Origin of the sequence: Anaerobiospirillum sp. NML120449, assembly GCF_023051105.1 — a bacterium.
Taxonomy (GTDB): Bacteria; Pseudomonadota; Gammaproteobacteria; order Enterobacterales; family Succinivibrionaceae; genus Anaerobiospirillum.
This window is the reverse complement of record NZ_JALKIL010000044.1, coordinates 25933-40826: the sequence shown is the minus strand read 5'-3', so window position 1 is coordinate 40826 and position 14894 is coordinate 25933. Positions and strand designations below refer to the sequence as shown.

General features: G+C 52.5%; 8 protein-coding genes. 3 read left to right on the top strand and 5 right to left on the bottom strand.

What is annotated here, in order from left to right; translation table 11 throughout:
• Positions 1-1317: 1317 nt before the first annotated feature.
• A complete protein-coding gene (locus MXE41_RS10995) occupies positions 1318-1515 on the bottom strand; it encodes a hypothetical protein (protein WP_247100520.1) in 198 nt (65 codons plus the stop codon).
• 178 nt (positions 1516-1693) lie between these two features.
• On the opposite strand from MXE41_RS10995, the gene MXE41_RS10990 reads away from it, so the two are divergent.
• Positions 1694-2908, top strand: coding sequence for an o-succinylbenzoate synthase (locus MXE41_RS10990; protein WP_247100519.1), 1215 nt, complete (start codon positions 1694-1696; stop codon positions 2906-2908).
• A gap of 476 nt (positions 2909-3384) precedes the next feature.
• A complete protein-coding gene (locus MXE41_RS10985; RefSeq protein ID WP_247100518.1) occupies positions 3385-4557 on the top strand; it encodes an AMP-binding protein in 1173 nt (390 codons plus the stop codon).
• A gap of 271 nt (positions 4558-4828) precedes the next feature.
• On the opposite strand, the gene menB is transcribed toward MXE41_RS10985, so the two are convergent.
• The 4 genes from menB to MXE41_RS10965 all read right to left on the bottom strand — a co-directional run bounded on the left by menB (position 4829) and on the right by MXE41_RS10965 (position 10547).
• A complete protein-coding gene (menB, locus tag MXE41_RS10980; RefSeq protein ID WP_246978591.1) occupies positions 4829-5653 on the bottom strand; it encodes a 1,4-dihydroxy-2-naphthoyl-CoA synthase in 825 nt (274 codons plus the stop codon).
• A gap of 426 nt (positions 5654-6079) precedes the next feature.
• Positions 6080-8212, bottom strand: a complete 2133-nt coding sequence (locus tag MXE41_RS10975) for a 2-succinyl-5-enolpyruvyl-6-hydroxy-3-cyclohexene-1-carboxylate synthase (protein ID WP_247100517.1) — start codon at positions 8210-8212, stop codon at positions 6080-6082.
• Positions 8213-9508, bottom strand: coding sequence for a chorismate-binding protein (locus tag MXE41_RS10970; RefSeq protein ID WP_247100516.1), 1296 nt, complete (start codon positions 9506-9508; stop codon positions 8213-8215).
• A gap of 469 nt (positions 9509-9977) precedes the next feature.
• The gene (locus MXE41_RS10965) at positions 9978-10547 is read right to left on the bottom strand and encodes a PaaI family thioesterase (RefSeq protein ID WP_247100515.1); all 570 of its coding nucleotides are present in this window, start codon (positions 10545-10547) and stop codon (positions 9978-9980) included.
• A gap of 1498 nt (positions 10548-12045) precedes the next feature.
• Here MXE41_RS10965 and MXE41_RS10960 point away from each other — a divergent pair.
• Positions 12046-14850, top strand: a complete 2805-nt coding sequence (locus MXE41_RS10960) for a hypothetical protein (protein ID WP_247100514.1) — start codon at positions 12046-12048, stop codon at positions 14848-14850.
• The last annotated feature ends 44 nt before the right edge of the window (positions 14851-14894 follow it).

Sequence of the window (14894 nt, the reverse complement as noted above, 5' to 3'; positions counted from 1 at the left end):
CCATGATCAAACTCTTCACTTTAATGATTCGTTTGAAGTGCAACTGTAACCAGTTGCCAGTTTGTTGGCAAAACTCAAAGTTCTTAACTTAAAGAACCCACACAGATTGTCTGTACTTACTGATTTTTAAAGAACTCAAAAGCGCCGGGCTTTTGCAGCTTCACGCCTCAGTGCGTGACAGCGGAGACGTATTTTAATGATTTCCAGCCCCACGTCAACAGCTTTTTTAAAAAAATTTAAACGAAACTTAATATTCTACTGCTTACGGGAGGGACAAAACCCGACAAATATGCGATTTTGTGATACAAATCACACCTCAAAATATTTTTTTCTGATATCCGCTTTGCCTGACATAAAATGGTACATTTGCCATCAAAAAAGTCAGTAATCCCCCCTAACCTCTCAAATACCCCAGCAGATTCCTGCAAATTCATCATCCCGCCACTGATCTGATCGTTCGCCCCTGTCTGTATAAATCCTGACTTTCTTTGCAGATGAGCACCTTCCCCCAGGCAGCAGCTGCAGCTGACGCCGCAGCTTCTGCTACAAGGGAGCCCCGTACTCCCTGAGCTTTGTGGCTGGACCCTGCCCCTCCCTTATCTCTACATGGTGGAACCGCACGCAAAATCTCAACCTGAAGTGCTCCAGTCACTGTCCCATGCTGTCTAGCTTTAATGAAAGCTACTGTCAGCTCAGCCGCCTCTGGTACATCATTACTCCTCACAGCTCTCCAGTACGCCCCATTCAACTGACTGAACAGATCAGCAACTCTCTATAAAGCCAGACGTTTCACGATCAGTACCTCTTTATGAAGCTGGACTTTTTACAGATCAGATGGATGCCACATCTAAGCTGCATTTACAGATCAGCAAACCTCAGTGCTACATGACAAGTCTCCTGTCAGCGTGCTGCATAACTGACGTGTCTCAACAGATCGGCCCCCCTGTTGCTGCTGTCATACTAAGAGCAGAACCGCTCAGCACTGCTTGAAGTAGCATGCTTTTGATTAGTCGTTACGACAGTGCTGACGCATGTGCCTTACAGTCAGATTTCCTGATACCTGTTTTGCCGCGCATTTTTGTCAGAACCTTCCCTGCCTGAACGTCCATATATTGGTTGTACAATGGAACGATACGCCAGAGACAGGTATACCTTTCTCTGCATGAGCTATCCAGACTCATCACTAATCAAGGGCATCGACTGAACACACCGTCCTGCCTGTATCAAAGCTATTGAGCGGAACAAACTGTCTTCAGTATTAACCTGCTGACTGAACCAGTGCAGCCGCCACAGCAGAACTTTTGTTGCTGACCGGAACTACCGTTCTTCCCGCCATAATGCATACCATGTCAGCCTGTTCTGATTGCTTGCCAAGTCCGCTTCCCGGCCTGAGTGGCCAGCAATCCGCAATCCCGCCATACGGTCGGACATACGGTCAGCCATGATGTATGCCTTGCGGTCAGCCATACGATCGGTCATACGGTCGGCCATGCTGTATGCCTTGCGGTTTGCCATACGGTCTGCCTTGCTTTTGGGGCTGGCAATGGCTTTGAGAGTCTAGAGGATGTGGTGGGCCACGCGGGCTGACGTCCGGGTTGACGGGTGCAGAAACTTAAGGAGTGTTATGAAGGCTCAGGTAATGGGGCATGCATGGTCTGCATGCTGGGACAGTGATAATTTGTGGGAGAGACCAATGCAGTCCAAAGCTGATATTTATCGTTATGATCTCAGGTTTAAAGAGCCGGCCATGACCTCTCGTGGTACCTACTATACCCATACTGTATGGTATGTGGTCTTTGAACACGGCAACCGCATGTCCATTGGTGAGTGCGCTCCCCTGCCTGATCTGAGCTCTGATTTCCTTTCCATGGGAGCTGATCTTGATGAGCGTCTTTTTGCCTATGAGCGCAAGCTCAAGGAGCTCTTTGCCCCAGTATTCAAAGAGCTGCTGGCCTGTAAGACCAATGAAGAGCTGCTGAGCTTTACCCCTGACACTTCAGCTTTCCTCAACTACCCCTCCATGCTCTTTGGCCTTGAGGGCATGCTTGCCCATATGCGTCGCCAGCTCGTTAGCGGTCTTCATGAGGGCCAGGCTGATCTCATGCTCTGGGACACTCCATTTAGCCGCAATGAAGAAGGCATCCTGATTAACGGACTTATCTGGATGGGTGACTTCGAGACTATGGGGCAGCGCATTAAAAACAAGATTGCCGAAGGTTTCCGCTGCATCAAACTCAAGATTGGCGCAATCGACTTTGACCGTGAGCTTGAGCTGCTCGCCTATATACGTGAGCGCTTCTCTCCTGAGGAGCTCGAGTTGCGTGTTGACGCCAATGGTGCTTTTTCAGTTGAGGAGGCTCCAGCTAAACTCGAACAGCTAAGCCATTTCCACCTGCACTCTATCGAGCAGCCAGTCAAGGCTGGCCAGTATCAGCAGATGGCAGAGCTGTGCGCCAGTTCTCCAATTGCTGTTGGTCTTGATGAGGAGCTCATTGGTGTTTATGAGCGTGAGCGCAAGATTGAGCTTATCGATACCATCAAGCCTCAGTACCTGATCATAAAACCAAGCCTGCATGGCGGCTTTGCCGGAACCAGAGAATGGATTGAACTTGCCTCTGAGCGAGGTATCGGTTACTGGCTGACCTCCGCTCTTGAGTCAACCATCGGCTTAAACGCCCTGGCTCAGTGGTGCTCTACCGAGGAGCTGACCATGCCTCAGGGACTTGGTACAGGTGCTCTGTATACCAATAACCTCAATACCCCAATGTATATTAAGGATGCACGCCTGTTCTGCAATCTCTCCCTGCCTGAGATGATCAACTACCGCGACTATCTGCATAATCTATTTGCCAGCAGCGCAGCCCGTATCTTTACTACTGAATACAGCTGCTCCCACAGCACTGACTGATAAAGGGACCTGCAGATGCCCTCACAACACTGTCTGATAAATGGACCTGCAGGCACTGGGGGGGATTGAGCTTTTGCCAAAGCGGATATACCCTCGCAGGTCCGCTCAGGACCTGATGTCACCCCCACTGCAGGAGCATAACCAAAAGTCAGTCACATGGTAATGAACTGCAGGTCATCATGTTGCCGATAGCCTGTAGCTGGCTGCATTGGGCTTGAGACGTCAGATCAAGATTATTTTTGCTGTAACCTGCATGGTTGCGCCTTATGGCGGCGGCTGATGCCATCAGGCCGGAAAAATGGCCGGGCTACAGGCTGTATATGCTTTGGATATGGCGGTTGACAGGTTATGCTCAGGCTGTCATGGTGCTGTTGGCAATACAGATAAGCAGGCACCAGCGACCCACGACTGTTCAGGAGTCTGAGCCAGGTCTGGCTTTTTGAATGAAAACTGTACTTCAGGATTGAGAGGTGGATGTGAACTTTGAAACTGATATCAGCAAACAGATTATTTACCTTGGTGATGAGAGCTTTACCGCTGCAGATGCCATAGCCGGACCTGACGGTACCAGCCATCTTGAGCAGCTGATGATTTCCCGCCATGGTGTCAGCTCTTTTGAGCATGACCTTGCTGTCTTCTTAAGACAGTGGTTTGACAGCTCAGACGTCATAAAGGTCAAAACCTCAGGCTCTACCGGTGTTCCCAAGGTAATTATGGTAGAAAAGGAGCGCATGATGAACAGCGCCCGCCTTACCCTGTCTTTCCTTGGCCTCAACAACGGCGACAGTGCTCTTCTGTGCATGCCGCTTGGCTATATTGCCGGAAAGATGATGGTAGTGCGCGCCCTTACCGGAGGACTTAAACTGCTCCTTGTCCCTCCATGCTCCAATCCGGCTGCCGAGCTGCATGATGATACTCATGTAAGCTTTGCCGCCATGATTCCCATGCAGGTAATAAACGGCCTTGCAGACCCTGACAGTGCCCGCCGTCTTAAGGCTGTCGAACATCTGATCATCGGTGGCGGCGCTGTAGAAAGTGATCTGGCCGCACAGCTCGCCTCATTTGAAGGTGCTGTCTGGAGCACCTATGGCATGACAGAAACTCTGTCCCATATTGCCCTGCGCCGCCTGAGCGGACCTGAGGCATCCAGCTGGTATACCCCTTTTGATCAGGTAACCCTTACTGCAGGTGAGGACAACACTCTTATTGTAAATGCCCCTCTGGTCAACAGCTCAGTACTTGAGACCAACGACATTGTCGAGTTCAATGACGCAGGTCAGTTCCGCATTCTCGGACGACGTGACAATGTCATTAACAGCGGTGGCGTAAAGCTTCAGATTGAGGAAATAGAGCAGTGGCTTAACAGCCGTATCAGAGAACTGTCCTCAGAGCATCCACGTCTGCGTGGCTGCCAGAGCATTGTAAGCTCCCGTCCTGATCATCAGTTTGGCTACATTGCTGTTATGCTCTATCAGCTCCCTGATACCGAAGCTGACCTCAATGAAGAAGAGCTGGAGCTGCTCTTTACTGACATACCAAAATACTGGAAGCCTCGTGCTCTGGTAAGAGTGCCACAGCTGCCTTTAACAGGTACAGGCAAACCTGACCGTGTTGCCGCCCGCTCAATGGCTGCTCGCGACGATCAGTAGCTTCCAGTGAGCGCCCCTGCCGCCCTGTCAGCAGACATAATCCTTTACATTTTATAACGCATTTTATAAAGCCCGTCCCCATTTAGCGGAACGGGCTTTTTCATTACCTGAATTTGAGTATGACGGGTTACATTGCAGGCAGTCCAGGCTAGCCCATGCCTGGTCTGTCCAGGACAGGCATGGGCTAGCTGGCCTTGCAGGCTGACTGTTATCGGGAGTGGTCAGGTCAAGTGAAAAAAAATGCGTCTCCGCAGAGACGCACTTTTTCCTGTTAAGGGAACTTAGGATACTTGCTCCAGTCAGGCTTGCGCTTTTCAAGGAATGCCTTGCCGCCTTCCTGAGCTTCCTCAGTCATGTAGTAGAGCATGGTGGCATCGCCGGCCAGCTCCTGGATACCTGCCTGACCGTCGAGTTCTGCGTTGAGGCCGGCCTTGATCATACGCAGAGCCAGAGGGCTGTGCTGCATCATGGTCATGGCCCAGTCAACAACCTCATCTTCGAGCTTGTCAAATGGCACGACCTTGTTTACAAGGCCCATCTCCAGAGCTTCCTGAGCGTTGTACTGACGGCACATGAACCAGATTTCACGGGCCTTCTTCTGACCTACCACACGGGCAAGATAGGAAGAACCAAAGCCGGCATCAAAGCTGCCAACACGTGGACCGGTCTGACCGAAAATAGCATTTTCAGAGGCAATGGACAGGTCACATACTACATGCAGTACGTGGCCGCCACCGATGGCAAAACCGTTAACCATGGCAATAACTGGCTTAGGCATGGAACGGATCTGCTTTTGTACATCAAGTACGTTCAGACGAGGCACACCATCAGTACCAACATAGCCGCCGTGGCCCTTAACATTCATGTCACCACCGGAGCAGAAAGCCTTGTCGCCGGCACCGGTCAGAACGATAACATTGATGTCCTGGCACTCACGGCAGTAGTACAGAGCATCAGAGATCTCGGTAGTGGTAGTTGGGGTAAAGGCGTTGCGGTAGCGTGGACGGTTGATGGTGATCTTGGCAATGCCCTCAAAGAACTCAAAAAGAATATCCTGATATTCTTTGATGGTCTTCCATTCTCTTGTCTGTGACATAAGTTTGGTCTCGTTAAATTAAGGAAATCATGACATTCAGCCCCTTTGCGGGCCTGTTCCCTGCTCTTACGCCGGCTGATTGAGCCCTAAGTGCCCTGAATGCTCCCGACCTGCCATGGCAAGGTACAGCCAGGCAGCGTGGTATGGCATGCCTGGTTGCTGACCTGCCATGGCAAGGCACAGCCAGGCAGCGTGGTGTGGCATGCCCGGTTGCCGACCTGCCATGGCAAGGCTCAACAAGGCAGCGTGGCCTGGCATGTCCGGTTGCTGACCGGCCATGATAGCCATGCGTGGCAGCGTGGTGTGGCATGCCCGGTTGCTGACAGCCATGAGGGCAGGACGGCAGACGGACATGCATGGCGCCGCCAGGTCAGGCGCAGCATGGCACGGCCATGCGTGGCCGGGCTGGCTATGGTCTTTCCGTGGTTACTTTACCAGGGCCTCGTAGGCGCGGCGGCGGGCCTCAACGCTGTTGCGGCCCAGAGTGAGCGCATCTGTGGTAGCACGGGTAAAGAACTCTACCATCACAGGTTTGTCGGTCGTATCAAGCGGAGCAATGAGCGCATCAAGGGCGGCATCGACCTCATCATCGCTGCTGATGCTGATGTACTTAAAGCCACGGCTTTCAGCCCAGCCTTTAGCCTGAGAATGATGCTGCGCAGTTACATATTTCTTGCCGGCCTCATCAAGTGACAGACCAGGCAGTGCATGGAAAATCTCGCCGCCACCATTGTTGAGCAGCAGAATACGTACATTGGAACGAACATACTCATTCCACAGGGCATTCATGTCATAGAAGAAACTCAGGTCACCAATGATGATGACATTGAGCCTGCTGCTTGCTGAAGCATAGCCAATGGCAGTGGACAGAGATCCCTCAATACCGTTGACGCCACGGTTGGACAGCACGGTAATGTTGCGGTCCTGATGGCCACGGTTGCCGAAAATCTGAGCATAACGAACTGTTGAGCTGTTAGCCAGATGGACAGTGGTATTGTCCGGCAGACATGACATCAGTCTGTCCAGAGCATTCATGTGGGAGAAATCAAAGCCTGGAGTACACATCACACTCATGAGGTTCCTGGCCAGCGAGGCATAAAGCGCACGGGAACGTGCCAGATCAGGCAGAGTATGACGGGTATTGCGCATCAGGCGGCGTAAAGTCTCCACGGTGGACTTGCATGAAGCCACTGGATTGACTTTGCACTCCTCAGCAGCACCTTCCATAATGGCCTTCAGGTCCACAGGATGGCGCTCTTTTAATATGGCTACAGCACGGTGCAGAACCTTGATGAAACGATCTCCATCCATCTCTACCACACCAGTTACACACTTGAACAGATCAGCTATGCTGCCATCCGGGCTGACATGGAGGTGATTTGCAGGTCTGTGAGTTCTCAGGAAGCGGCGCAGATTCTTCGAGATGATATGACCACCTACTGTAATAACCAGATCAGGTGGAGTAAGTGCACGGGCATAGGAAACAGAACGAGGAGAGTTTGCCCTGTCCTCGGCAATAAGAGGAGCAGCTACAGAAAGCTCGGAAATAAAAAGATCTACCTGAGTGCATATGCCATGGGCATATTCCACATTGGTAATGGTCTCAGCCAGAACCACCATGGATGAAGAAAGATCGGTCCACAGCTGGTGACTGGTTCCACAGGACAGACCATCAAGGCTCTGTCCTACCACCAGCATGATGCTGCCTGACTGGGCAAGGTAGCCAGCCAGTGCCTGAGCCCAGCTTTCCATAGAGCCGTAATTATTGCAGTCTGAACATGAGGCATCACTGCCTGCCGTAGTCCTGCCGCAATCACCGTGACAGTGGTCTGCGCATCCTGCTGAAGTCATGCATCTGAAGGCATTAAAAGATTCCAGCTGCTTAAGGCGCTCCTGCTCCAGATCCACATCAAGAGGATTCTGATCGTCATAAAGACGCTGCTGCAACTCAAGCTGACGGTATGAATTGAGGTCATAACGACGGATAACACGGGCATGAGGCAGCTCAGTTACTGAAAAATCAAAGAAAGGATCAGAAATAGGAACATTGATATGTACCGGACCCTTGCCATGATGATCAAGCTCCAGCAGAGCTTCGTTGACCATACGGTTTACGTACCACTCATCCTCAGGGCTCTGAATCTCAACCAGAGAAACTGACTTCCTGACCAGAGTACGGAATACATCTTCCTGTGGCAGGGTCTGTCCATCCATCTGACCAATCCATGCCTTGGGACGGTCAGCTGAAATGACCAGCAGCGGAATCTGCTGGTAGAAGGCCTCACTTACGGCCGGATGTAAATTAAGCAGCGAAGAGCCTGAAGTAACCACTACAGCCACAGGCTCACGGTTATTTCTTTCCTGTGCCAGCCCCAGAGCAAAGAAGCCGGCACTGCGCTCGTCAGTGATTGACCAGGTCTCAAACTTTCCTGAGCTCAATATGGTCTGCACCAGCGGGATGTCACGGCTTCCCGGGCATAAAATTACCCTCTTCACGCCATGACTTATCATCAGTGCTACCAGCTGCAGCACGTTCTTCTTTACTGAATAATTTGCCATTTATGCCTCCGAGGCAGGATTGACTATGGCTGAGGTGACGGCACGCATCTTATTGCATGCCTCTGTAAGCTCTGACTCACATACAGACTGGCGCAGATTACCGCCACCGGCATAACATGAGGCCAGAACACACTGGTTGCTTCCAGGCTCAGGGAAAGTAATTTCCATGCAGCGCAGGTTTACATAAAGCTGACTGTCGCCGCTGAGGTTGAGCGGTCCAAGCATGCCCGCGTAGTAGCGACGGTCAATGCTCTCATGCTCAACAATAAAGGAATAGGCCTCCTGCTTTGGCAGGCCGCAGACGGCTGGTGTTGGATGCAGGCGGCCAATGAGCTCACCAAGACGGCTTTCATCTCTGAAAGTAAAAGCAAAGTCAGTACGAAGATGACGTACCGGACCTGCCATGGTGGTGTAAGGGCCTTCTTCTCTGATGTCCTGAGCATAAGGGGTTATTACTTCCCTGATGTAGTCAGTGACATACTCCTGCTCCTGACGGTCTTTGGTTGACCACTCGCTCAGATCATATGGATCATTTTCATTGCAACAGTCATGGCTTTTGTTAATCATGGTTCCAGCCAGAGACATGGTCTGATACTGCTGATCACGGCCACGCAGCAGAATTTCCGGTGTGGCCCCCAGCCAGGTACCGGTTACCGGAGAGCTTACCAGTGATACCATCATGCGCCTATAGAGTGAGCAGGCATGATCAAAGGAGGAAAAAGCAAGGAAAGGACGGTACTTTAGTACCTTGCGGGTAGAAAGTACCAGCTTGTCAAAACGGTGGGAATTGAGTGCCTCATGGAAGACCTCAAAGTCACGACGGTACAGAGTCTGTTGCTCTTCCCACAGCTGCTCATGATCCTGAGCAAAACAGCATGGGGCGGTACAGCTGCTGTTGCTGTCGCCTGTGCTCAGGGAGCTCTGACTCTGGCCTGCAGCTGCGTCTTTGGCTGTGGCAGCTGCAGCACTGCCGGCGTAACGCTCAAGCCAGGCGCTGACCTCACTTTCAGCACTCAGGCTCTGCAGATAGCTGCTGATCTGTTCACGTCCCCTGATAAGGTGATCAGGACGCAGCACCATCATTGGTGAGCTGGTGCTGATATTAAATGGAGCCATGAGAAAGCCTGACTTGTCAGCCAGCTCCTCAAAAGATCCAGGAGTAATCAGATCGCCGCCATCCTGAACCATCAGATATGGCTCATCCTCATTGGGCAGTCGATACAGAGCAAAAGACTTTCCAAGGGCAATTGCTGCCTCCAGCACCAAATCATTATCAACAACAACAGCAGAAGACACCTTATCCTCACTAAAGTCTTTTATAAACAGCAATTAATAGACATTACGGACCGCTTTAACGGGGTCTGTCACTTCAACAGCAACACAGTCAGAGGCGGCCACTTTCAGTTAATTCCGGCCTGCCACCACTGCAAACCACGGCATGTCAAAGCACCATGGTGTCCGTACACATGCATGCAGGCACGCCCGTGCACCAGCCGTTACCTGCATTCCGGCCGGCCCCTGAAAAGCACCCGGCCGGTGCCTGAGCTGCAGCCGACCTGCGCAGCCGCAGCCGGCACGTGCCTCCAGGCAGCAGCCGAGACCTGCGGCTGAAGCAGACAGCAAAGACTCGTCATGGTATCAGGTCCTGGCTTACCACATCGTATGACTGTGACTGATGAAAGGACTGCACGGGCTGCAGGGCTTTTTTTTGAGCAGCCACAGGTCAGGATGCAAAGCCTGCGGTCTGCATACGCGCATCAGATGATTAAAGCTTTTTGATAATGGCGTTGGTGACGCGGGCAGTTGAAATCATCTTGCCATTCTCATCAGTTATATCAATGTTCCACAGATGAGAGGTTGAACCCTTATGCAGGGATGTGCATATGATTTTGAGCTTCTGACCAAGACGGGCCATGGAGACGTGACTTGCTGTCACGTTCATACCTACAGGGTGTTCGCCGGGCTCGCATAAAGCCATGGAAGCCACACCGGCCACAGTCTCAGCCAGCGCAAGAGAGGTACCGCCGTGGAGAATATGGCCTGCAGGAGTTGGTCTGCAGTGCACATAGGCAAGAGTTACCTCAGCATGCACCTGTCCACGCTCAATAAGAGTGAATACAGGGGCCAGTGCTCTTACCAGACAGTCATGCTCACTGTCCGGACCACGGCCATGAAGGGCAGATTCCAGATCAAAATTCTCAAGGCCGGCACCAAAAACACAGCCCCAGTCGGCATCACCAGGACCAGGTCCATCCACACCCGGTGGAGTATAAGCAGGTTCACTGGAGAAGTAACCGCAAGTGCATCCGCCATCCTGGCAATATTCCTGTGACATAGAATCCTTCCTTGTATTTGCTCTGATTAAGCCTTTCTGACCGCCCCACGGTCAATTGCAGGGCCGCCAGGCCGATCCTGCTGATTATAACATGCCCATTGATTGAGCCTTATCTCCTGCAGGACTAACAACACATTCTGTGACATCAGGCATGTCCTTATACGACACATACCACTTAGCCTGCCCGGCCGCCTGACTGCCCATCAGCAGCTGCAGCCGCAGCTGCAACAGCAGCAGCAACCTCCGCTGCACATCCCCATGGAACTTGCTGCCTCAGTCTTAACTCCCTTTGACTGAGTACCACTGGACGCCAGGCCGTCCCTGCAGCTCCGGCCAAGGGCATATCCGGCTCACGGCATCTCCGCCCCACGGCATCTCCGGCCGTCATGGCTGCACTTACCAGGCTCCGCGCCCATTCTGACTATGCTGCCCATTTTTACTATCGCTCCCATTATGACTATGGCGCCCATTCTTACCACAGTGCCTCTTGTAACCATTGGGGGCAGGCAGAGCAGGCTGTTCGCCCAGCCTTCATAGAAAAATGCTTTCGGAAGGTGCTGCTGGTGAACACTCACTGACAGGCGCTCTGGATGTTATCGGCTCGTTGTTCTGAGCTGAAGGCTGGCAGCAAGTTGCGTCCTGCTTCAGGGAACTGTGGAGGCTGGTGTTTGCATATATGACATTTGACTGAATAAAAGGTCGTATTGCGGCCCAGTGCAAAATCATGCTTTGAGCGTGCAGGAGCCTGACCGATGCCGTGTCAGTGCCGTTTTATGGACAAATTGTGACCAGTGCCAGATTTGCTTACATTCAGAAGGTGAGCCGAAGGCTGTGACCTTCCTGAAGTTATTCTTTGCTGGTACACTAAGTTACAACATATGACCTGAGCCCCTCAGCCTGTGACCTGTGCTCTCCTGCCCCTTGTTACCAGGCCTTTGCCAGGCTCCAGTGTCTGCGCCCGCACCGTCTGCCAGGTAAAAGCAAAAAGCCATCACGTTGCATATATTTGTCTTTATGCCGCTGCACCTGCACCCTCTGCCAAGGTCATGGTGCGCAGCCCTCGACGCTGCAGGAAGGCTGTGAATGTCTCTGCCAGTGCCGGCATATTTGCTGCCGGTGCCAGCATGTTCCTGCTGGCGTATGTGCTGCCTGTAACAGCCCTGGCCATATGTCTGTTTATCCCGGAGCAACGCTCCTTACGATCAAACTCTTTTCGCTTCCAGCTTCCATTTTCATCACATTTGCATCAAGGCCACTTCACTGTGGTCCCGCTACCTTCTACAGGCTCAAGGCCACTTAGTTGTGGTCCCGTTTCCTTCTACAGGTTTAAGGCCACTTCACTGTGGTCCTGTTACCTTCTACAGGTTCAAGGCCACTTCACTGTGGTCCTGTTACCTTCTACAGGTGCAAGGCCACTTCACTGTGGTCCTGCTACCTTCTACAGGTTTAAGGCCACTTCACTGTGGTCCCGTTACCTTCTACAGGCTCAAGGTCAATCATGGCTCAAAACTCTCAAGATAAAAATCGTCCGGACAAGCTTCTGAACCATCTGAAGTCCATAGGCCCTTACAAGAACTCCAGCAATCAGCAGGATGAGAAAAGAGCTGAGAACGACAACTACAGGACCCTTGATCCTATTGATATTGCTCTGCCACTCCTTGAGAAGTACCTTCAGATCCTGCGCAGCTGTCTGCAAAACAGACAGTCACGCTTTTTCTTTATCACCGGACATGCCGGTGACGGCAAGACCTACTTCCTGCGCTCAGTGTGTACCGCCCCTGAGCTCTTTGGTCTTAGCGAATCCGCCTGGCGTCTGGTGCTCAATGACAGAGTGATGTCCTTTACTGTCGACGCCGAAGGCAATGCCATTGAGAGCAGCTGTGTATACCTTTCCCCTGACAGCACTGCAGTAAATCACATCACCAGTGTCTGCCTGCCCCATCTGTCCTTAAAGCTCAATATAGTCACTGACCTTTCAGGCATTGATGTCTCCAGTGCAGAGAATCACCTGCTCATCAACATGCTCGAGCAGACCGCTCTGCTGGCCGCTCATGACTGCCCGGCTGACGAGACCGCCGCCGGCTTTGAACGGATCACCGCAAAACTCAGAGCGCAGATGCTGGCAGGTGCCAGTGGGGAGGAAGGCAGCTCTTCAGGTGCCGGTGGTGTGTGCGGCAGCTGTGCCGGTGCAGATGGTGTGGGTGGCCGCTCTGCCAGTGCCGTTGGTGCGGGTGGACGCGCTACAGGTACCGGGGATGGCGCAGCCGAAGGTGGCTGGCAGTTCATGATTACCCTGGTGGCCGGTAACAAGGGACGTATTCTGCGTCTGTTTCAGACCTGCAGAGAGATGGATGACAGCTCCAGCATGTGCAGCATATTCCCTGAGCTTGCTCCTGACATGGATAACGTGGTCAGGAACATTGAGGAGCATATGCTCACTGAGCAGACCTTCAAGAGCTCCTTTATGCAACTGCTGTCCTTCAGTGACCTTATGGACCGCGATGGCGTGCTCAAAATCATCACTGCCCTGACCGAACATCCGGCATGGGAAAACTGCAGTGCCTGCAAGGCAGTTGAGGACTGCCCGGTGCGGGCCAACCGCAAGGTGCTCATGGATAAAGATGTGCAGAGCAATCTGTGCGATGTCTTTGAGATCATTCATGATGAAGGCATGAAGCTCAACATGCGCCGCATGCAGATACTGCTTAGCAATGCCATTATCGGAAACCGCAACGAGCAGTCCGGCTCCGATCGCTGCTACACCTGCAAGACCTGCTGCAATGACGTTGAAAGCGAGCGCAGGAGCGGCAAAAAAGCCGCCCGACGCAGCTCACCTTTTGACAATCTGCTCGGCCTTAACCTCAGGCGCACCGACATTACCGGTGACTATGTAGACCTGTTCAAAATGCTGCGCCGCATCGGCCCGGGCAGCAACGCTACCCACCTTATCAACAGCTTTATCTTAAGCGGTGCCGACCGCGACTGCAGCCTAAGCGCCGATGCCACCACAGCAGACGCTGCTGGTGCGGTGCCGGGCATCAGTGATGAGCAGTCGATCCGCAGACAGGCTCTGGAGCGGCTGTATGCCCGTACTGTCAGCAATCCTGACTTTGATGTCACTGGCAGTTATGAAGTGCTAAGGCAGGCACTGCAGCTGTGCCGCAAGAATTCAATGGACGATGATGATGCTGCAAATACAGTGGACATCAACAAGGTGGTGAGCGCTCTGCGCCGTCAGCTCTTTTTCACCATGCCAATGCCTGGTGACGGAACACGGCAGGATGTCTTTGGTGAGAGCATCTGGGATCTGAGCGACATCAGATATGGCCGTCAGTACCTGGAGCTCAAACGACATCTGCGCACCAGCTTTGACCTTACTGATGACAGCATGGCCCGCATGGTAAGACAGCTGCTCAATGGCCTTAACTGTGCCTTTACCGCTCTGCCGGTGCTCGACAGCGAAAAGCATGTCTACGTCACCACCAATAACAGAATCAATCCGGCCGCCTACAGCGTGCTGCCTCATCCAGACCGTTATGTTCTGCTCTTTGACGGAACTTCCTCGCAGTTTAACGGGGTTATCAAGCTCATCAACTCCGGCCTGCTTGAGGACAGCCGTGGCCTGCCTGCTTTTTCCTGGTTCAGCTCCGGTAATGAGCCCTATGTCGGCGACAGTGCCGCCGGCAGTGCAGGTGCTGCAGATGACGTAAGCGATCAATATCAGGCTCTGGCCCGTGCTCTTGAGAAAGACCAGGATCTTTTGAACACATTTACCTCGGTATTTGCAGGCCACAAGGACAAGAAACGCTTTAAGAACATCTTTGGCGACGCTCCGGAAAAATTCCCTTTGTACAAGCAGCTTGAGGAAATGGTTCCTTACTTGAGACGCCGCAGTGAAGACGGGGATCTGACCGACCATGAGGAAAGCTTCCTCACAAGGATTGAAGAGCTTGCAGATCAGGTTTCTCAGTACCAGGCATCCTGTGTCCCGGACAGCCGGGTCTCATACCCGCCTGCGGCCCTCATTAACGGATACAGCCCGGTTCCGGCAGCCAGCATGATTCTGACTCCTTCACTGTTCAGCTACCTGATGTCACTGGGTGCAGGCATGAGTGCAGTTTCCTTTACTCAGGAATGCAGCGATGCCATCAACATCTTCAAGGATCACCTCGACCACAGAATCAGGGAGCTGCGCTGCCTCAGGGCCGGCAAAGACGGCCGCCAGCTCAGCTCCGACAACGATCTGAGCACCCTGCGTTTCTGCGTCATCAACGAACAGGGCAAGCTCACCGCCTCCTCATAACAACCGGCTCTGCATGACCACACACACGCAACGATCCACTCCAA

What these genes read in the sequence shown, in the direction of transcription:
- MXE41_RS10995 (WP_247100520.1), bottom strand. Translation starts at nt 1,515, where the DNA reads ATGGCAAACCGCAAGGCATACAGCATGGCCGACCGTATGACCGATCGT.
- MXE41_RS10990 (WP_247100519.1), top strand. Translation starts at nt 1,694, where the DNA reads ATGCAGTCCAAAGCTGATATTTATCGTTATGATCTCAGGTTTAAAGAG.
- menB (WP_246978591.1), bottom strand. Translation starts at nt 5,653, where the DNA reads ATGTCACAGACAAGAGAATGGAAGACCATCAAAGAATATCAGGATATT.
- MXE41_RS10975 (WP_247100517.1), bottom strand. Translation starts at nt 8,212, where the DNA reads ATGGCAAATTATTCAGTAAAGAAGAACGTGCTGCAGCTGGTAGCACTG.
- MXE41_RS10965 (WP_247100515.1), bottom strand. Translation starts at nt 10,547, where the DNA reads ATGTCACAGGAATATTGCCAGGATGGCGGATGCACTTGCGGTTACTTC.
- MXE41_RS10960 (WP_247100514.1), top strand. Translation starts at nt 12,046, where the DNA reads ATGGCTCAAAACTCTCAAGATAAAAATCGTCCGGACAAGCTTCTGAAC.